The following is a 19,588-nucleotide window of genomic DNA, read 5'->3' as shown; positions in this document are numbered from 1 at the left end:
GATGCTCGCGACACGGGGCGGCGCCCGGGAGATCCCTCGCCCTCCCGCCCATGAGCGCAATGGGGACCGGCGATGCGCCGGTCCCCGCCGTTCCGGTCGATCGGACCGCGTGGTGGCTTGCCGGCACTATTCGCCCGGCACGGCCGCGGCGGTCATGGCCACGGCCGGCTTGCGGCTGAGAGCCAGATAGAGGCCGCCCGCGACGAGCGTTCCGACGAGCCAGCTCAGATCGGCGCCGCCGAGGAGGTGCACGGAGATCGGTCCCTGGAACACGGGCAACAGGCCGTTCTGAAAGAACCAGCCCGAAATCAGCCCCCCGAAGAACGCGACAATCCCGGCCCAGTTGACGTCTCCGTAGGCACTCGTCTCCGGCGACTTGTAGAGCTCCGCCACGTCGACCTCGCCCTTCCGCTTCACGTAGAAGTCGGCGAGCGCGACGCCGGCGAACGGGCTCAGCCACATGATCAGGCCGAGCATCCAGTGGTCGAAGGCCTGTGCGAAGTCCGGCGCGAAGACGAAGTAGAAGGTCACGAGATAGCCGGCCGCGCCTACGATCAGCGCGAGCAGCATGCGCCGGACGCGCACGCCGATGGAGAGCAGCGCGAGCGTCGCGGAATAGACGTTGAGGATGTTGGTCGCGATCGGCCCGTGCAGGACGAGCGCGAGCACCAGCACCGCCATCGGGCCGCCGAACACGGCGCTGACCATCTTGGCCGGGTCTGCGTCCTGCGTGACGCTGGCGATCGTGGCCCCGAGCACGCCGAGCCAGACGACCGGCACGTACATGCCGAAGAAGCTGTACCCGAAGACCGAGACGGACGACTGGCTCTTCGGCACGAAGCGCGAATAGTCCGAGGCCCAGGTGACCCAGGAGATGCCCCAGCCGACGCCGATCGCGGCCGTGAGCAGCGTGATCATGGCGAAACGCTCGCCCGGCGCCAGCGGGCTGACGAGACCCCAGTTCACGACGCCCGGTTGCGACCAGGCCGCGATGCTGATCAGGAGCATGATCGCGACCGTGGCCGGCACCGTGTATTTCTCGAAGGTCCGGATCGCGTAGAAGCCGTAGGTGCCGATCCCGACCTGGAGCGCCATGATGATCGTGATGACGATCAGGTTCGGAACCGCCGTGTCCGGCACGCCGAACTGCCCGAGGATCCCCATCGAGACCTTCACGGGGAAGTAGGTGTTCACCCCGATCCAGCCGAGCGTCATCAGGAAGACCAGCGTGGCGGGGAGATAGGCCCCGCGCCGCCCGAAGGCCGCGCGGCTGAGCACCATCTGGTTCACGCCGGTCTTGTGGCCCATGACGGTGAAGGAGGCGAACAGCGCGCAACCGACGAGGTTGCCGAGCACGATCACCGCGATCGTGTCCCAGAGCCCCAGCTTGAGGATGATGCCGAGCGCGCCGAGTGCCCAGTTGATCGGCGCGATGTTGGCGCCCGCCCAGATCCACATCTGCTGCGGGCCGGTCGAATCCCGGTCCGATTCAGGGATCGGTTCGATCGCGTGTTCGTCCAGTCGAAGTTCCGTTCTGGCCATCGTGCTCCCCCGTTCTAGCGACGCGGACATGCGCCGCGCGCCGTGGCACCCGATTTCCCGCCGCCTGCGCCGAGGCGCGGGCGGCGTTCCCCCTCTCCCTCTTCAGAAGGGGAACTCGCGCTTGCCGAGCTGAATGGTGATCCACTTCTGCTCGGTCAGCTCCTCCCAGGAGGAGCGACCGCCCTCCCGGCCGAAGCCGCTGTTCTTCACGCCGCCGAACGGCACGTGCGGTTCGTCCGTGATGGTGCAGTCGTTGACATGCACCATCCCGGATTCGAGCCGCAGCGACAGGTCCATCGCCTTCTGCAGGTCGTTGGTGATGACCGCGGCCGAGAGCCCGTATGGCGTGTCGTTCGCGATCTGCAGCGCCTCTTCCGAATCCTCGACGCGGATCAGCGACACGACCGGACCGAAGCTCTCCTCGTGGTAGATCCGCATCTCGGGCGTGACGCCGGTCAGCACGGTCGGCTCGAAATAGCGGCCCTCGTGGCGGCCGCCGGTCTCGATCCGGGCGCCCTTGCCCTTCGCGTCCTCGAGCTGGGCGTCGATGAAGCGTACCTGGCTGTCGCGGATCAGGGGCCCGATCACGCTGGTCGTCTCGCGCGGATGGCCGACCGGTACGGTCTTCGCCTTGGCGACGAAGCGCTCCTTGAAGGTGTCGAAGATCGGCGCCTCGACCATGATCTTCGAATTGGCCATGCAGACCTGGCCCTGATGCAGGAAGATCCCGAAGGCGGCCGCGTCGACCGCGTAGTCGATATCGGCATCCTTCAGCACGATCAGCGGGCTCTTTCCGCCCATCTCGAGCGTGAACTTCTTGAGATACTTCGCGGCCTCGACCGCGAGCAGGCGGCCGGTCTTGGTCGAGCCCGTGAAGGTCACGAGCTTCACGCGGGGATCGGCCATGAGGCATTCGCCGACTTCGGCCGGCATGCCGGGCACGACGTTCAGCACGCCGGCCGGCAACCCCGCCTCCTGGAAGAGGTCGGCGATCAGCGCCCCGGAGATCGGCGTCTCCTCCGACGGCTTCAGCACGAAGGTGTTGCCCGCAGCGAGCGCGAAGGCGATCTTCTTCATCGACAGCAGGAACGGCGAATTGAACGGCGCGATGCCCGCCACGACGCCCAGCGGCCGTCGCACCGACATCGAGATCTGCCCCGGCTGGGTCACGGGCATGGTTTCGCCCATGACGTGGCGCACATCGCCGGCCGCGCTCACCAGACAATCGGTGACGTAGGCGATCTCCCAGAGCGCCTTGTTGAAGACCGAGCCGCACTCGTCGATCAGCATGTCGCGGATTTCGTCGGTGCGGCGCTCGATGACCTCCGCCGTCTTCAGCAAGATCTTCTCACGTTCGCTCGCGAGCGAGGCGCCCCAGCTTCCGAAGGCCTTGTGGGCGGCGTCGATCGCGGCCACGACCTCGTCGCGGCCCGCCTGCTGCGTGCGCGCGAAGATCGTGCCGTCGGCCGGGTTCACGCTGTCCGCCACGAGGTTGCGCGAGGAGCGCAGCCATTCGCCGCCGATGAACAGCTTGTAGGTGCGGACACCATCGGACGCGTCGTACGAGGCGGGGGTCATGCGGCGGTTTCCTGGAAGCGATGGGTCGGCGATCGATCGATCGGTCGGAGGTCTGCTGCGGAGGCGAGGTCGCGCATGATGAGAGCGGCGGCGCGCTCGCCGATCAGGATGCAGGGGGCCATGGTGTTGCCGCCGGTGACCGCCGGCATGATCGAGCCGTCGGCGATGCGAAGCCCCGCGACGCCGTAGACCCGGAGCGAGCCGTCGACGACCGACAGGGCGTCCCGGCCCATCTTGGCCGTGCAGGTCTGGTGGAAGTAGGTGCCCGCCGCATCCCGCAGGAAAGCCCGCATGTCCGGCTGCGAAAGCGGCCCCGGCATGAGTTCGCGCTTCACGAACGGCCTCAGCGCCTCGGAATGGCCGATCTCGCGGCAGATCTCGACGCAGCGCAGCAGCGCGCGGATGTCGGCTTCCTCGCTGAGGAAATTCGCCTGGATCCGGACAGGGTCTTCCGGCTGCGCCCCGGTGAGCGCGACAGAGCCGCGGCTCTTCGGGCGGACCAGTCCGGGCGCCAGCGTGAAGCAGGTCGCGGGATCGGCGGGCAGGCCGTATCGCGGGCGCGTCACCTCCGAGCCGAAGGCGCATTCCTCGAGCATCGGCTGGAGGTCGGGCGACGGTTGCGCGGCCTCGGACTTGCAGAAGAAGGTGAACTCGGCCGAGTTGTTGCGCGGCGCGGTGGGCTCGCGATACTCGAACACGCAGCCGGCGACGAGGATGTGATCCTGGAAGTTCTGGCCGACGCCCGGCAGGTGCCGAACGACCGGCAGTCCGAGCGAGCGAAGCGCGGCGGCGTCCCCAACGCCTGACAGCATCAGCGTCTTCGGCGTGTTGATCGCCCCGAGCGACAGCACGATCTCGTGGCGCGCGCGGGCGAGACGGACGGCGCCGTCGCGTTCGAACTCGACCGCCACGGCGCGCCCGTCCTCGATCACGACGCGCCGGGTGACGGCGCCGGTCAAGACGGTGAGATTCGGCTGACCGATCCTGGGGGCGAGATAGGCCGACGCCGTCGAAACGCGGACGCCGTCGCGGTCGACGTTGACGTTCGCGACCGCGCAGCAGCCGTCGCCTTCCATGGCCTCGGCGTTATGGTCCGCGACGGGCGGAATGCCGAAAGCGGAGGTGGCCGCGAGCAGGCCGTCGACGACGGGGACCGGGTCCTTCGGAAGCGTGATCCGCATCGGCCCGCCGAGGCCGCGCAACGGCGAGGCCGGGCCGTCCCAGTCCTCGATCCGCTTGTAGAGGTCGATGGCGGCGCGGTAGCCCCAGCCGGGATCGCCCGTCTCGGCCTCCCAGAGATCGAAATCCGCTTTGTGCCCCCGTGCCCAGACGAGGCCGTTCACGCTCGAGCCGCCGCCGAGGACCCGACCCATCGGCAGCGGTGCGCGGCGACCGTTCAGCCCCGGGCACGGCTCCGAGAAGAAGCCCCAGTCGCGTTCGGAGCCGATGTTCCGCATCCAGAGGGTCGGGTCGCGGACCTCCCGCGCCTCGTCCGCTCCGCCGGCCTCGATCAGCAGCACGTCCAGATTCGGGTCCGCGGCGAGGCGGCTCGCCACCACGCATCCCGCCGAGCCGCCGCCGCAGACGATGACGTCGTAGTCCTTCGAGAGACGATGGGCAGCGACCATGCTCGACCTACGAAAATAGGAAGCATACTTCGCATTTTTCAAAGCAGGTTTCGTGCCACCGGATCCGGGGCGGCGGCGTTGCCCTTCCCGCCGCGACGGGATCCGGCCCGAGTCTTCCGAATACAGAACGCAGTCGCCGGCGGACCGCCTGCGCGGCCGCCGGAACGCCTTCGGCCGGGCGTCGCGGGGCGGTAAGGCTTGATTTTTCCGGCCCGATTGCCCTCAAAGGTGGCATGAGCGACACCGTGGTCTCCCTGCCCCCCTCCGCCCTCCGGCATGACTGGACGCTCGCCGAGATCCAGGCGATCCACGACATGCCGCTGCTCGATCTCGTGCATCGCGCGGGCAGCGTGCACCGTGCCCATAACGATCCGGCCGACATCCAGCGGGCGGCCCTGCTCTCGATCAAGACCGGCGGCTGCCCCGAGGATTGCGCCTATTGCCCGCAATCGGCCCACCACAAGGAGGCCGGGCTCCCGCGCGAACGGCTGATGCCGGTGGAGCGGGTGCTGCAGGAGGCCGCCGCGGCCAAGGCCAACGGCGCGCACCGCTTCTGCATGGGCGCGGCCTGGCGCCAGCCCAAGGACGGGCCGGATTTCGACGCGGTGCTGGAGATGGTGCGCGGCGTGCGCGGCCTCGGCATGGAGGCCTGCGTCACCCTGGGCATGCTCACCGCCTCCCAGGCGGAGCGCCTCGCCGAGGCCGGGCTCACCTCCTACAACCACAACCTCGATACCGGCCCGGACTTCTACGGCGACATCATCTCGACGCGCACCTACGAGGACCGGCTGAAGACGCTGGAGAACGTGCGCCAGGCGGGCATCGGCGTCTGCTGCGGCGGCATCGTCGGCATGGGCGAGCGGGTGCGCGACCGGGTCGAGATGCTGATGGTGCTCGCCAACCATGCCCCCCATCCCGAGAGCGTGCCGATCAACGCCCTCGTCGCCGTGGGTGGCACGCCCCTGCAGGACCGGCCGCCGGTCGATCCCCTCGACCTCGTGCGCATGTGCGCCACCGCCCGCATCGTCATGCCCAAGGCCCGGGTGCGCCTCAGCGCCGGCCGCAAGAGCCTGACCCGCGAGGCGCAGATCCTCTGCTTCCTGGCCGGCGCCAACTCGATCTTCTACGGCGAGCGCCTGCTCACCACGGCCAACAACGAGGCCGACGAGGACGCCGCCCTGCTCCGCGACATCGGCGTGCGCGTGCCGGAGATCACCCTCGCCGCGGCGGAGTGAGGGGCGCCCGCCCACGCGCCACCGGCCCCGCGCGGCAATCCGCCGGGGCGCTCATGCTTGACGACAGGGGACGCGGGACGCCGCGGAAACCCTTGTACTCTGTCATGCGCGTGGATCCGGTTTCCCCGGCGTCCCGCGGCTCGGGGGGCAGACGCCGCCTCGAACCGATTTTGCGTCGCGGTTTTTTGCTCGCCCTGGCACGCCCCTGTCTCTCGGCACGGGAGGTGTCCTGCCCTCCCGGGCTCGGCTCGCGGAACCGCCGCGGCGACCCGGCCCTCGTAGTGGGGGCGGGCAGATCAGGTCCCTTGTAAGGCTCGAGCCGGCTTGCGGGATGAACCCGCCGCTCCGGCCGCCTCCAGCGCGCACGACGCCCGGGGCGTGGGTCGATCGCCACCCACGACGCGGGAACCGCCTCGCCGCCCCCGAAAGCACCCCCGGCCGATCCTCCGGAAGGCTTCCCTGTGCCGTGTCGCCGGGACCCTGACAAAGGCCCCGCCGCGGCGGCGAGCGGGACGACACCTAAGACATCAGACCCAGAATGTCAAGATATTATTCTTAGAATATAGGATATGAAGGCTGATTGTATATGTGACAAAGCAGACTTGAGGGTATAAGTCCTATCTATCAAACGGACCTGCCCCGCTATGTCGCTCTCTCAGCCCCGCTTCACCGACGAGACTGCCGCCCGCGCGTGGCTTGAAGCACAGCGCTGGCCCGAGGGTCGGACCTGCCCTCACTGCGGCAACGCCGATCAGGCCAAGATCAGGGCTCTAGCCGGCAAGTCCCATCGCCCCGGCGTCTACCAGTGCAACGAGTGCCGCGAGCAATTCACAGTCACGGTCGGCACGGTGATGGAGCGTTCCAAAATCCCGCTGACCAAGTGGGTGATGGGCCTGCATCTCATGGCTTCCAGCAAGAAAGGCGTCTCAGCCCATCAGCTGCACCGCATGCTCGGCATCACCTACAAGACGGCGTGGTTCATGTCCCACCGTCTACGCGAGGCCATGCGCCCGCTCCCCGGCTCTCAGGAGCCCATGGGCGGCCCCGGCAAGATCGTTGAGGCTGATTAGACCTACATCGGCAAGGTCGAAGAGGCACAGCCGTCCAAGCACCGCAAGGGCCGCCCGCACCTCAAGTCCGGTGGCGGCTACGACAAGTGCGTCGTCGTCTCGCTGGTCGAGCGTGGCGGCACCGTCCCCGCTCATTCCACCCGGCGACTGCGACCAAGGCCAACGTGCAGGAGATCGTGAAGGCAAACATCTCCAAAGACAGCCGCTTCATGACCGACGAGAGCTGCCTTTACACGGGCCTCTCAACGCATTTCGTGGAGCATTCCACGGTCAAGCCTCGGCCGGTGAGTACGTCCGCTTGGACGACCGCGAGGTCCATTCCAACACGGTCGAGAACTACTTCTCCGTCTTCAAGCGCGGCATGCGCGGCATCTACCAGCACTGCGCGGAGAAGCATCTGCACCGCTACCTCGCGGAGTTCGACTTCCGCTACAACACCCGCACGAAGCTCGGCTATTCGGATTGCGAGCGTTCCTGCAAGCTCGCGGCTAGCATCGCCGGTAGGCGCCTTACCTAACGGCGGACTGACGAAGCCGGTCGACCTACATGGCTGAGAGGCATCGCCTCAGGCTGACGAAGCGCAACGGGTAAGATTATTTCTTTGTCTGCCGTTTCATGCCCTGTAGGCGCTGGGGATGAGTAGACCGACCGATGAAGAAGTTAGAAACCTCATCGGCTTGGACCTTGATTGCGCTTACAAGATCGTCAACGAGCCTCGGGTCGCTATTCGGCTGTCCGATCTCTGCGCTGATGCGTTCCGCCTCTCGGCTGTAGGACTGGACGGGCCTTCTTGAGACAACGTCTTCCATGACAACCTCCCGCGACGAACCCCTCATATAACACCGGACGGGGGTTTTGGCTTGGCCGTTTCCACAAGTTCTTCGAGGTCGGCCTGATCGTAGGCGAGGTAGATAAGCGCGGCAATCGCGCTAGCGGCATGACGGAGTGGTAGGGCTGAGCCGAAGTTGAAACGATCCGCCGAGTTGCTGGTTGCAACCAGCACTCCATACGGCACCTTACGTGAACCATACGGACCAATTGGTTCTGACACAAACGACACGTATGTCGCTGCGTCGTAGCCAGTTTTCTTGCTCGTTGGAGAAAACATATCCGCTACGCCGGGAACAGATATGTCGGGGCATATTTTACCCTCCCCCTGAGCCCATGCAATGCCGACATGGCCTTGGCCAGGACTCCAGACCCTACCCATAGATTTCGAAGGGTGCTTTTCATGGCGCTCCCTCCAAACGGGATACAGTAGGCCATCTTTCTCACTGTATATATAGACCGCGAAGCTCCAAAGCTCTCTAGACTCAAACTCAAAAAGGTTATCTCTGTTTGCCGCCATCAAAGAGCATATTTCGTCAACTGCCTCTTTGAGGCCCCCTTGCTGCTGCAGCTTCCTTTTGACTTGTTCGCGGACCATGGCCCCAAGAACCAGCGCCTGTTCCTGCAATGTGCTTAGGAACCGCGTAGTCTTTGATAGGTCAGATATTTGGTGCTTTGCATCGTCTAGTTCGAAATAAACCTCGGGTGCTAATTTTACATCATAGTTAAGCCATGCAGTTACCCAAGCAGTAACCACCAGAACTACAAATGGGATCCAAAAAACAAATTGACTAAACGCAGTCAACTCCTTGTAAAATCCAGATAAAAGGCCAAGCAATGTTGGTATAACAAGGGAATATATTAGAGCATTGATTTTATTCTGCCGAGCAAGAACGGTAATTGTGCGCCTGACATCAGGCATTGAGACTGGCATGGCACAAAATTCCCAAGCCACATTCAGGGTGTATATTATTTAAGTTCTTTGACCTAACTGTCTATCGTTCTGTGCGCTTTTGCGCTCCTTGGCTCCTTACATTGTTATCGCGTTCTGGAGCATCCCTAAGCAACCGCTTCGCCGCTTGTCCCATCCGCTCCCAATCGGGCTCGGCTTCTAGGGGTGCCTTGTCAGCTTCGGTGAGTTCGGGCTTTTTGGTTGTACGTTGCTGCCTAGGCCCGTCAGTCATGGTCCAGAACCCGCTCTTGTGGGATGCCAACACGCCGTTGATGCGCAAGGCTCGCACCGGCATGTCCGACGAACAGCTAGCGATCCTAGGATACATAAGCGTCCTGTGGAACGCCCTGGAGCGCAATCTGGTGGCCGCAATATGGGCCGCAGCCAATTGGGATCAAGAAACCGGCGAGCTTGTCACGGCTGATATGCCCAACGTCAGCCGAGCCGATTTGCTTTTAAATTTGATGAATAAAAATATTGTCGATGATGCTAAGCTGATGGAAATCGCCAATGTCACTGTAGCGCTCTACAATTTGTTGAGAGGCGCCAGGAACGACCTGATGCATGGATTTCATTTTAATAAATTTTACCAGTCAGTGAATCCGCCATCTTTAATGAAGATCTCTGCAAAACGCAGGACGGGAGCGGCTGAGATTAAATCTATAGCAGTTGATCTATCCGTACTAGAGGAACTGGCAACTGACCTGTCACTTTGCGAAGAATCATTTAATGACTTGTATCACAGGCTGTTTTTTCGCAATCTGTGGAATGCTGGTGAGCGTGGGGTTTTTGCCCAAAATTACGAGGATGCTGTCCATGGCTGGCGAGCACCATCCTTTGAAATATCGTACGTGCAAGAAAGTCTAAGGATACGTTCTCAGCGCCTAAATCCGCCGCAGCCGAACCCCCCGCGGCCACCATCTCGTCGGAAGGCTCGCCAGTCAAAAACGACTCAGGAATAAAATCCTTAATCTTAACATCGTTCGCCATAGCGAACTCACCCTGTCTGCTCAATGCTTTAGCTAATGCATTGTACGCCCAAGGGGTGCTAGTATCTGCTTTCTCAGGTATATAATTAGGATATGAAGCCCTGCTTGTCATGACGCGGAGGGGGAGTGATCGACCTTTTCTCCAACGCTGGGGGCGGTGGCCGCGAGGCGGAGGGAGGGGGCGCCGTGAGAGCCGGCCTCGCGCCCGGCAAAAAGCCCACTCCCCCGCGCTGCGCGCGGTCCCCCTCGCCCAGGGGGCGAGGAGAGGCGCGGAGACCGCTTCCGCCGTCCGGAAACGGTCCGGATCGATTCGGCCCCGCGGGGCGTCGGCGCAACAAAAAACCTCCCGGACCGCGGGGTCCGGGAGGTTCCGTCCGGGGTTGGGCCCCGGCCCGAAGGCCGGGGTCTGCCGGATCACTCGTTGTCGGAGCGGGCCTTCTTCATGGCCGCGCCGAGGATGTCGCCGAGGGAGGCGCCGGAATCGGCGGAGCCGAACTGGGCCATCGCCTCCTTCTCCTCGGCCACCTCGAGCGCCTTGATCGACAGCTGGACGCGGCGCGCCTTGCGGTCGAACATGGTCACGCGGGCGTCGAACTTCTCGCCGGCGGCGAAACGCTCGGGACGCTGGTCGCCGCGGTCACGGGCGAGCTCGGCGCGACGGATGAAGGTCGACAGGTCGGTGTCGACGATCTTCGCCTCCACGCCCGAATCCTTCACCTCGATCACCTCGCAGGTGACGACCTGACCCTTCTTGATCTCGCCGGCTTCCGCGAAGGGGTCGCCGCCGAGCTGCTTGATGCCGAGCGAGATGCGCTCCTTCTCGACATCGACGTCGAGAACCTGGGCACGCACCATGTCGCCCTTCTTGAACTCCTCGATGACCTGCTCGCCGGGACGGTTCCAGTCGAGATCCGACAGGTGGACCATGCCGTCGACATCGCCCTCGAGGCCGATGAACAGGCCGAACTCGGTCTTGTTCTTGACCTCGCCCTCGACCTCGGAGCCGACCGGGTGCTTCTCGGCGAAGGCATCCCAGGGGTTCTGCAGGGTCTGCTTGAGGCCGAGCGAGATGCGGCGCTTGACCGGATCGACTTCCAGGATCTGCACCTCGACCTCCTGGGAGGTGGAGACGATCTTGCCCGGATGGACGTTCTTCTTGGTCCAGCTCATCTCGGAGACGTGGATCAGGCCCTCGATCCCCGGCTCCAGCTCCACGAAGGCGCCGTAATCGGTGATGTTGGTCACGCGGCCCTTGAGCTTGGCGCCCTCGGGGTAGCGCTGGGCGATGCCCTCCCACGGATCGGCCAGCAGCTGCTTGATGCCGAGCGAGATGCGGTGGGTCTCGTGGTTGATCTTGATGATCTTGACCTTGACCGTCTGGCCGATGGTCACGACCTCGGACGGATGGTTCACGCGGCGCCACGCCATGTCGGTGACGTGCAGCAGGCCGTCGATGCCGCCGAGGTCCACGAACGCACCGTACTCGGTGATGTTCTTGACCACGCCGTCGATGACCTGGCCCTCTTCGAGGTTGGCCACCAGCTCGGAGCGCTGCTCGGCGCGGCTCTCCTCGAGCACGGTCCGGCGCGAGACGACGATGTTGCCGCGGCGGCGATCCATCTTGAGGATCTGGAAGGGCTGCGGGGTGCCGAGCAGCGGGGTCACGTCCCGCACCGGGCGGATGTCCACCTGGGAGCGCGGCAGGAACGCCACGGCGCCGTCGAGATCGACGGTGTAGCCGCCCTTGACCTGGTTGAAGATGGTGCCGGTGACGCGCTCGTTGGCCTCGAAGGCCTTCTCGAGCTTCACCCAGCTCTCCTCGCGGCGGGCCTTGTCGCGCGAGATGACGGCTTCGCCGAGCGCGTTCTCGATGCGGTCGACATAGACCTCGACCTCATCGCCGACCTTGAGCTCGCCTTCGCGGCCCGGGCCGGTGAATTCCTTGAGGGCGACGCGGCCCTCCGTCTTGGCGCCGATATCGATGACGGCGACGTCCTTCTCGATCCCGACGACGGTGCCCTTGACGACCGAGCCCTCGGTGATCTCGTGCTGGAGGAAGGACTCCTCGAGCAGCGCCGCGAAATCCTCGCGGCTCGGCGCGCCGTCGCGCACGTTCAGACCAGCTGACATTCTCTCTCCTGAAAGGCCTCTCCTCGAGGCCGGCGCCGGCGGTTCGCGTTGCGGACCGCCCTCTCCACCGCCGCCCGGGGGATGTGCTCCCATCCAGGCTCACCCCCGCATCCGGGGGGCCGACGCATGTGACACGATGGTCGAGGGCTCTTCTCGCGCCAGCCGGGATGCACGACCCGCAGGATGACGCAACAAGCGAGCGTGCCATAACCGATTGTGCCGATTGAAGCAACGCTGCGCTGCAGCGCTCGCCTCGGCCTGCGTCTTCCGCTATCGCCTCGTCCGTCCCGAAAGCCGGCCCTCCCCCGTCGGGACGAGGCTCCCGGGCCGGCCGGGCCCCCTCCCCCGGTGCGACCGCCCATGACCCCAGACTCAGGCTCCGCATCCCCGGCGGCGTCCCGGACGACCGCCCAGGCGACCTCTCAGGCGACCCTGGCGCGGCCCTTCGCCCTGTCGGGCCGGGGCCTGCATACCGGCGCCCGCGCCACGGTGCGGGTCTCCCCGGCGCCGGCGGGCCACGGCATCCTGTTCCGCCGCCAATTGAAGGGCGGGCGCAGCGCCGAGGTGCCGGCCCTGTGGCCTTTCCGGGTGTCGCAGCCGCTCTGCACCGCGATCCAGCGCGACGGCGTCCTCGTGCGCACGATCGAGCACCTGATGGCCTCGCTCAGCGCGCTCCGGATCGACAACGCCCTCGTCGAGATCGACGCGGAGGAACTGCCGATCTTCGACGGCAGCGCCGTGCCCTGGTGCACGGCGATCCGGGAGGCCGGCCGGGTGGCCCAGGAGGCGCCGCGGCGCCGGATCCGCGTGCGGCGCCCCGTCGCCGTCGCGGACGGGCGGCGGCGCCTGAGCATCGCTCCCGGCGAGGGCCTGTTCGTGAGCGGCCACGTCGCCCTCGCCCATTTCGGGCCGCTCGACTGGGCCGGCCCCGTCACGCCGGAGAGTTTCGTGGCCGAGCTCGCGCCCTCGCGCAGCTTCGGCCGCTACCTGCGGGCCATGGCCGGGCGCGCCTACGGCACGGTGACGCGAAAACCCTTCCTGCGGGGCTGCGGCCCGCATTCCGCGGCGCTGCTGCTGCGCGGCCGCGTCATCGGCGGGATGCGGCTGCCGGCCGAGCCGGTGCGCCACCGCCTCCTCGGCGTGGTCGGCGACCTGGCGCTGGCCGGCCACCCGATCGAGGGCCGGGTCGAGGCCGCCCATACCGGCCACGAGCTCAACCACGCCCTCCTGGCCAAGCTGATGGCCGACGAGGGCGCCTGGGAGCTGGTCTGAGGCCGGCTCCGTCCGATCAGGGGTGCCGGTGGATCGGGTCGACCCAGTAGACCGATTCCGGCCGCTCCACCGGATCGACATCGGGCAGGTTCACCACCACCGCCTCGTTGTCCGAGCGCACCAGCACGCAATGCAGGGGCTCGTCGGTGGAGGCGTTGATCTCCTGGTGGGGCACGTAGGGCGGCACGAAGATGAAGTCGCCCGGCCCCGCCTCGGCCACGTATTCGAGGCGGTCGCCCCAGCGCATCCGGGCCTTGCCCGACACGATGTAGATCACGCTCTCCAGGGCGCCGTGATGGTGCACGCCGGTCTTGGCGTCGGGCTCGATCGCCACCGTGCCGGCCCAGATCTTCTGGGCGCCGACCCGGGCGGCGTTGATCGCCGCCTGCCGGTACATGCCCGGGGTCTGGGCGGTGTTGGGGTCGAGCTTGTCCCCGGGGATCACGCGCACGCCGTCATGCTTCCAGCGCCCGGCCTCGGCCCCGTGGTCGTGGTGCCCATGCGCATGGCCGTGCTCATGCCCGTGGTCCGGGTCGTGCGGGTGGGCGTGATCGCCGTCGACGTCGTGCATCGCGAAACATCCTCGTGCGGGCGCATCGATCGAGGCGGCACTGGACACCGCCGCCGGGCAAAAGTCGATGCGGGGTGAAGGCAAGCCCTCAGCGCGTGGCCGGCTCGGGCTTCAGGTCCTGCGCGCTCAGGAGCGCGGCGTCGAAGATCGCCGCCGCCTGGGGCGCCCGCGCCTTCGGGATCAGGCCGTTGCGGACATAGAGGTCGATGGTGCGCTGCTCGTCGGCGATCACCTCGGCGTCGATCGGCACGGCGCGGTACTGCGCCCGGCCGAACCAGCGCAGGGGCACCGCCTCGGGCAGGCCGATCAGCCTCGACCAGACCGCGGCATAGGGCTTCGGGTCGGCGAGCGCCCAGTCCCGGGCCCGGGCGAGGCGGCGCCCGAAATCGGCGAGCAGGGCGCGCTTGGCCTTGAGCGCCCCGTCATGGGCCACGGCGAAGCTGAGGCCGGGGGTGATGCCGTTGCCGTCGCGCACCACGCGGGCGAGGCCGGCGAGCTCGGCGGTCGAGGTGTAGGGCTCCCAGGTCGCCCAGGCATCGACCCCGCCCGAGGCGAGGGCGATCTTGGCATCCGCCGGCGGCAGGAAGGAGAGGGTCACGCTGTCGGCGGGCAGGCCGGCCTCCTCCAGGGCGGCGAGGACGATCTGGTGGCCGATCGAGCCGCGATTGGTGGCGATCCGCTTGCCCTTGAGGTCGGCGACGCCGCGGATCGGCGAATCCGGCGGGACCAGGATGGCGAGGCCGTCCTGCCGGTTGCGATAGGCGGCGAAGGCCTTGAGCGGCACGCCCGCGGCGGCGGCGAAGGTGAAGGGCGCGTCCCCCACCCCGCCCGCGTCGATCGCCCCCGCATTGAGGGCTTCGAGCAGCGGGGCGGCGGCGGGGAACTCGCTCCATTCGAGCCGGTAGGGCAGGCCGTCGAGGACGCCCGCCGCCTCCATCAGGGCGCGGGCATTGCCCCGCTGGTCGCCGACCCGGAGGACGTCCTCGGCGCGGGCGGGTCCGGCCGCCAGCAGCAGCGCCAGGGCGAGGAGGGACATGAGGCGCATCAGGCGGCGTCCGCGGTCGCGCCCCGGCGGGCGAGCAGGGCCTTGAAGGCGGGGATCAGGGTGCGGCCGTAATCCAGCGCGTCCTCCAGCGGGTCGAAGCCGCGGATCAGGAAGGTGCGCACCCCGAGATCGTGATAGTCGAGCAGCGCCTCCGCGACCTGTTCCGGCGTGCCGACCAGCGCGGTCGAGTTGCCCGAGGCGCCGGTCTCGGCGGCGATCGCCGTGTAGAGGCGCTTGTCGAGGCGCGACCCCTGGGCCGCCGCCTCGAGCAGGCGGCGCGAGCCCTCGTTCTCCGGCCGGGCCGCCGGGCCGAGCCCCCGCGCCGCCCGCAGGGCGCGGGTGCGCGCCAGGATCGCCTCCGCCCGCGCCCAAGCCGCGGCCTCGGTCTCCGCCAGGATCGGCCGGAACGAGAGGCTGAAGCGAGGCCGCCGCCCGTGCGGGGCCGCCGCCGCCCGCACCCGGGCGATCAGTTCGCGGACCTGCGCCAGGGTCTCGCCCCAGAGGGCGTAGGTGTCGGCGTGCCGCCCGGCGATCTCCAGGGCCGCCGGCGAGGCGCCGCCGAAATAGACGGGGATGCCGTCCGGATGCACCGGCTTCACCTCGGAGAAGCCGCCCGCGATCCGGTAGTGCCGGCCGGCATAGTCGAAGGGCTCCGCTGCGCTCCAGACCCGGCGGGCGATGTCGAGGAACTCGCCCGTGCGGGCGTAGCGTTCGTCCTTGGTCAGGTGGTCGCCGTCCCGGGCAAGATCGCGGTCGTCGCCGCCGCTGATCGCGTGGAGGGCGACGCGCCCGCCGGTGAGCTGGTCCAGGGTCGCGAACTGGCGCGCCGCGACGGTCGGGGCGGTGAAGCCGGTCCGGTGGGCGATCATCAGGCCGATGCGCTCCGTCACCGCGGCGATCTGCGCGGAGAGCAGCAGGGCGTCGGGGGCGTCGGCGTAGAAGGCGACGAGGATGCGGTCGAAGCCGCCCCATTCATGGGCCTGGGCGAGGAGCCTGAGATAGTCGCGGTCGATCGCCGGCCCGTCCGGCGGATGCGTCTCCGAGACGTAGCGCGGGGCGGCGAAGCCGATGAACTCGATGGCGTCGGGCGGGAGCAGGGGCATGGCGGCCTCCTATCGTGCGGCGGGAGCGAGGGCGGCGCGCCCGGCCTGGACGCGGACGGCATCGCCCTGCGGCCAGTGGATGCGGGCGCAGAGCACGTCGCGCAGGTGGCGTTCGAGGGGGTTCTTCCGGGACAGGCCCGGATTGCCGGCGAATTCCGCCGCCCGCTGCACCACGGCGATGGCGTTCTCGCTGGCCGTGACCTTCACGAAGCCGGATTCCTCGGGCGTCGGCGGCGTGCCGGCATCGACCGCGGCGGAGAGGCCGGCAACGAGGCGCGCATTGACGAAGAGCAGCCGCTCGTTCTCCCCGGCGGCCTCCTGGAAGCGCGGCAGGCTCGCCAGCGGCGCGCCGAGGCTGCCCGGGGCGCGCGCGCGCAGGAAGCCGAGGAACCAGGCCTGGGCGGCGCGGGCGACCCCGTCATAGACGGCGGCCAGGAGGGCGGCGTTCCAGGCCTGCTGCGCGGCGGCCGGCGCCCGCCAGCCCTCCGGCGCGCGCAGGTCGACGGCATGGTCGGCGGGCAGCGCGACGTTCTCCAGCACCACGTCGTGGCTGCCGCTCGCCCGCAGACCGAGATGGTCCCAGGTCTCCTCGATCCGCACGCCCGGCGCGGCGAGCGGCACCAGGAAGTTGCCGAGCCGCGGCTCGGCCTCGTCGGTGCGGGCGAAGACGAGGCCGTAGGCGAGCCCCGGGCTCCCGGTGGAGTAGATCTTGCGGCCCGACAGCGACCAGCCGCCGGGCACGCGCCGCGCCACGGTCTCCGGCAGGCCGCCCCGGGCCGGCGTGCCGAGCTCCGGCTCGACCCGGAGTGCGTTGATCAGCGCCCCCTCCTCCACCGCGGCGCGGCCCACGGCGTCGGCGAGGGGCCGGGGCCAGGATTCCGCCCCGTGGATCAGGCCGTGCTGGATGAACTGCATCGCCAGGACGAGGCCGGTCGAGGGATCGCCCCGGGCGATGGTGCCGACCACCCGCGCCGCCTCGCCGAGGCCCGCCCCCGCCCCGCCGAGGCGGCGCGGCACGGTGAGCCCCGGGAGCCCGGCCGCGCGCAGGGCGGCCAGGTTCTCGTGGGAGAAGCGGCCCGTACGGTCGGCCTCCCCGGCGCGGGCGGCGAAGGCGCGGGCGAGGGTCTCGGCGGGGTCGGCGAGGGGCGGGACGGCGTTCATCGGGCGCGACGAGGCGGCCTCTGGCGAGGGGATCGGGGACGGCGCAGATGCTCCGGCCAGAGGCGGCCAGGGTCAAGAGAAGTGTTCTTTTTAGTGGACGAATTTCAGAGAAGGTTTTCTACGACCACGCGCGTTTACAGAGAAATTCCTTCGTCTTTCAGAATGTGGTTGTCTTTCCGAAGGGTTTGCACGGAAGCGATCGGACGGTTCTTGTTCGATTTATAGAACGGCGTTACGGTTGAGGGATGGGTCGGGGCCGTCGCGCCGCCGGCCGTTCGTCTGACGTGAGGATGGTTGTCGAGATGACCGCGAAGGAGCGCGCGCTCCCCATCGCCGTGATTGGGGCGGGGTTCAGTGGCACCATGGCCGCGATCCACCTGCTCGAGGCCCTGCCCCGGGACCGCCCGGTGCTGCTCTGCGAGCGCGCCGGCACCTTCGGCCGCGGCCTCGCCTACGGCACGCAGGCCCCGGCCCATCTCCTCAACCTGCGCGCCGCCAACATGAGCGCCTATCCGGACCGGCCGCGGCATTTCGAGGAATGGCTGGCGGCACTGGCCGCGGGGCCGGACGCGGAGGACGCCGCGACCGTGCAGGCGACGCCGGCCGGCACCTTCGCCCCGCGCGGGCTCTACGGCCGCTACCTGACCGAGCTGCTGCGGCGGGCGGTGACGGAGGACGGGGCGCCCCGGCTCCATCTCGTCAACGACGCGGTGGTCGATCTCGCCCCGGCGTCCCACGGCTACGATCTGCGCACCGAGGGCGGCCAGGTCCACAAAGTCGCCGGGGCGGTGCTCGCCATGGGCAATCTCGCCGGCTCCGGCGGCCCGGAGAGCCGGCATCGGGCCGATCCCTGGGATCCGGAGAGCTTCGGCCGCCTGCATCCCGAGCGCCCGGTCCTGATCGTCGGCACCAGCCTGACCATGGTCGACGCGGTGGCGACCTTGCGCGGGCGCGGCTTTCCCGGCCCGGTCGTGGCCCTCTCCCGCCGGGGGCTGCTGCCGAACGTCCACGCCCCCGCCGCCCCCTGGCCGGTGCCGAATCTCGGGGCGCGCGACCTCGCCTCCCTCACCCGCCTGACCCGGCGGATCCGGGCCGAGGTGGCGCAGGCCCGCGCCGCGGGGCTCGACTGGCGCGGCGTGATCGATTCCCTGCGCCCCGTGACCGACTTCGTCTGGCGCAGCCTGCCCCCGGTGGAGCGGGCCCGCTTCCTGCGCCACCTCCGCCCCTTCTGGGACGTGCACCGCCACCGCATCGCCCCGCCCGCGGCGGAGGCGATCGCCCGGGAGGTCGCGGCCGGGCGCCTCAGCGTGCGGGCGGGCCGGATCCTGTCGATCCGCGACGCGGCGGACGAGGCCGTGGTGACCCTGCAGCCGCGGGGCCGGGCCGGCACGGAGGAGCTCGCGGTCCAGAGCATCCTCGACGCCACCGGCTTCGGCCGGATCGGGCAGACGCAGGACGTGCTGCTGCGCCGTCTCATCGCCCGCGGCCTGGTACGGCCCGGCCCGTTCGACCTCGGCCTCGACGCCTCGCCGGATTTCGCCGCCCTCGGGACCCGCTCGGCCCGGCGGCTCTGGACGCTGGGGCCGCTCCTGCGCGGCGTGCTGTGGGAATGCATCGCCGTGCCCGACATCCGCAACGAGGCGGCCGACCTCGCCGGTCTGGTCGCCGCCGAGTTGCGGCCGGTGCGGGCGGCCTGAGCCGCCGCCGTCCCGTCAGACCTCCGGCAGCGAGCCGGTATGCTCGGCGATGTAGCGGCCGAGGGCGCTGGCGGCGTTGAGCATGTGGGCGCGCATGCGCCGCGCCGCCCGCTCGCCGTCGCCCTCCGCCATCGCCGCCAGGATCTCGCCGTGCTCGGCCCTCGAGATGTGGATGCGGCCGTCCTGGCGCAGCTGCGTCCGCCGGAAGGCCGAGAGCCGGGAGCGGATGCCGAGCGCCTGTTCCGCCAGGAAGCCGTTATGCGTCGCCTTGTAGAGCGTCGCGTGGAAGGTGAGGTTGAAGGCGTCGTAGGCGTCGTAATCGCCCGCCGCGACCAGGGCGGCCGAGGATTCGTGCAATTCGATCAGGCGGCTGCGCTCCAGCACCGTCATGCGGTGGGTGGCGAGCCGGGTGCACATCGCCTCGATCTCGGCGGTGGTCTCGAACATCTCGGCGATGCGCTCCGGCGTCATCCGCGTGACGACGGCGCCCTTGCGCGGGCGCAGCTCCACCAGCCCGCTATAGGCGAGCTGGCGCAACGCCTCCCGCACGGGCGTGCGCGAGGCGCCGTAGCGGTCGCCGAGCTCCTGCTCGTCGAGCGCCGTGCCGGCGGCGAGGCTGCCCGAGGCGATGGCGTCGGTCAGCGCATTGCGGATCCGGTCCGAGAGGAGCTCGCGCTCCTCGACCCCCTGCTCCTCCATCGCGTCTCCTCCCCGGCGTCCCGCCGCGAAATCAGCGGCCGGCGCCCTCCAACGTCAAGCTTGCTGCGGGCCGCCGGTCGTGCCCGCG

The 19,588-nt window shown here is 68.4% G+C and carries 14 protein-coding genes and 1 pseudogene; 5 read left to right on the top strand and 10 right to left on the bottom strand.

Annotated elements, in window-relative coordinates:
• Nucleotides 1-126 precede the first annotated feature (126 nt).
• The 3 genes from MFF21_RS08555 to MFF21_RS08545 form a co-directional block, all read right to left on the bottom strand.
• Complete coding sequence (locus MFF21_RS08555; protein ID WP_238310723.1) at nucleotides 127-1,542, bottom strand: purine-cytosine permease family protein; 1,416 nt, start codon at nucleotides 1,540-1,542, stop codon at nucleotides 127-129.
• A 102-nt stretch (nucleotides 1,543-1,644) separates the two neighbouring features.
• Nucleotides 1,645-3,120 (bottom strand): aldehyde dehydrogenase family protein, encoded by a 1,476-nt coding sequence (locus MFF21_RS08550; RefSeq protein WP_238310722.1) that lies wholly within the window; start codon nucleotides 3,118-3,120, stop codon nucleotides 1,645-1,647.
• The gene (locus tag MFF21_RS08545; protein ID WP_238310721.1) at nucleotides 3,117-4,748 is read right to left on the bottom strand and encodes a GMC family oxidoreductase; all 1,632 of its coding nucleotides are present in this window, start codon (nucleotides 4,746-4,748) and stop codon (nucleotides 3,117-3,119) included. Before MFF21_RS08545 ends, MFF21_RS08550 begins: the two co-directional genes overlap by 4 nt.
• A 233-nt stretch (nucleotides 4,749-4,981) precedes the next feature.
• Between MFF21_RS08545 and bioB the strand changes: the two genes are divergently transcribed.
• Nucleotides 4,982-5,983 (top strand): biotin synthase BioB, encoded by a 1,002-nt coding sequence (gene bioB / locus MFF21_RS08540; RefSeq protein ID WP_238310720.1) that lies wholly within the window; start codon nucleotides 4,982-4,984, stop codon nucleotides 5,981-5,983.
• A 644-nt stretch (nucleotides 5,984-6,627) separates the two neighbouring features.
• A pseudogene (locus tag MFF21_RS08535) lies at nucleotides 6,628-7,570 on the top strand (IS1595 family transposase).
• 315 nt (nucleotides 7,571-7,885) lie between these two features.
• On the opposite strand, the gene MFF21_RS08530 reads toward MFF21_RS08535, so the two are convergent.
• Nucleotides 7,886-8,815: a hypothetical protein gene (locus MFF21_RS08530; RefSeq protein ID WP_238310719.1), complete on the bottom strand. Its 930-nt coding sequence runs from the start codon at nucleotides 8,813-8,815 to the stop codon at nucleotides 7,886-7,888.
• 248 nt (nucleotides 8,816-9,063) lie between these two features.
• Here MFF21_RS08530 and MFF21_RS08525 point away from each other — a divergent pair, with 248 nt between their 5' ends.
• Nucleotides 9,064-9,795: a hypothetical protein gene (locus MFF21_RS08525; RefSeq protein WP_238310718.1), complete on the top strand. Its 732-nt coding sequence runs from the start codon at nucleotides 9,064-9,066 to the stop codon at nucleotides 9,793-9,795.
• Nucleotides 9,796-10,236: 441 nt separating this feature from the next.
• Here MFF21_RS08525 and rpsA read toward each other — a convergent pair whose 3' ends face one another.
• On the bottom strand, nucleotides 10,237-11,952 hold the full coding sequence (rpsA, locus tag MFF21_RS08520) for a 30S ribosomal protein S1 (protein ID WP_238310717.1): 1,716 nt from the start codon (nucleotides 11,950-11,952) through the stop codon (nucleotides 10,237-10,239).
• Between the two features lie 360 nt (nucleotides 11,953-12,312).
• Between rpsA and MFF21_RS08515 the strand changes: the two genes are divergently transcribed.
• Nucleotides 12,313-13,224, top strand: coding sequence for a UDP-3-O-acyl-N-acetylglucosamine deacetylase (locus tag MFF21_RS08515; protein WP_238310716.1), 912 nt, complete (start codon nucleotides 12,313-12,315; stop codon nucleotides 13,222-13,224).
• 16 nt (nucleotides 13,225-13,240) lie between these two features.
• On the opposite strand, the gene MFF21_RS08510 is transcribed toward MFF21_RS08515, so the two are convergent.
• The 4 genes from MFF21_RS08510 to MFF21_RS08495 all read right to left on the bottom strand — a co-directional run bounded on the left by MFF21_RS08510 (nucleotide 13,241) and on the right by MFF21_RS08495 (nucleotide 17,104).
• Nucleotides 13,241-13,795, bottom strand: coding sequence for a cupin domain-containing protein (locus tag MFF21_RS08510; RefSeq protein WP_238310715.1), 555 nt, complete (start codon nucleotides 13,793-13,795; stop codon nucleotides 13,241-13,243).
• Between the two features lie 88 nt (nucleotides 13,796-13,883).
• A complete protein-coding gene (locus MFF21_RS08505) occupies nucleotides 13,884-14,840 on the bottom strand; it encodes an ABC transporter substrate-binding protein (protein WP_238310714.1) in 957 nt (318 codons plus the stop codon).
• Entirely contained in the window at nucleotides 14,840-15,943 is a 1,104-nt protein-coding gene (locus MFF21_RS08500; RefSeq protein ID WP_238310713.1) for an LLM class flavin-dependent oxidoreductase, read from the bottom strand. The genes MFF21_RS08505 and MFF21_RS08500 overlap by 1 nt, the downstream gene beginning before the upstream one ends.
• 9 nt (nucleotides 15,944-15,952) lie before the next feature.
• Entirely contained in the window at nucleotides 15,953-17,104 is a 1,152-nt protein-coding gene (locus MFF21_RS08495) for an acyl-CoA dehydrogenase family protein (RefSeq protein WP_238310712.1), read from the bottom strand.
• Nucleotides 17,105-17,406: 302 nt separating this feature from the next.
• Between MFF21_RS08495 and MFF21_RS08490 the strand changes: the two genes are divergently transcribed.
• Nucleotides 17,407-18,801 carry an FAD/NAD(P)-binding protein gene (locus MFF21_RS08490; RefSeq protein WP_238310711.1) on the top strand — a complete coding sequence of 465 codons (1,395 nt, stop codon included), beginning with the start codon at nucleotides 17,407-17,409 and terminating at the stop codon, nucleotides 18,799-18,801.
• A gap of 15 nt (nucleotides 18,802-18,816) precedes the next feature.
• On the opposite strand, the gene MFF21_RS08485 is transcribed toward MFF21_RS08490, so the two are convergent.
• A complete protein-coding gene (locus tag MFF21_RS08485) occupies nucleotides 18,817-19,500 on the bottom strand; it encodes a GntR family transcriptional regulator (protein WP_238310710.1) in 684 nt (227 codons plus the stop codon).
• Nucleotides 19,501-19,588: the final 88 nt, after the last annotated feature.

The organism is Methylobacterium organophilum (assembly GCF_022179465.1).
GTDB lineage: Bacteria > Pseudomonadota > Alphaproteobacteria > Rhizobiales > Beijerinckiaceae > Methylobacterium > Methylobacterium organophilum.
This window is presented reverse-complemented; position numbering and strand designations above follow the sequence as displayed.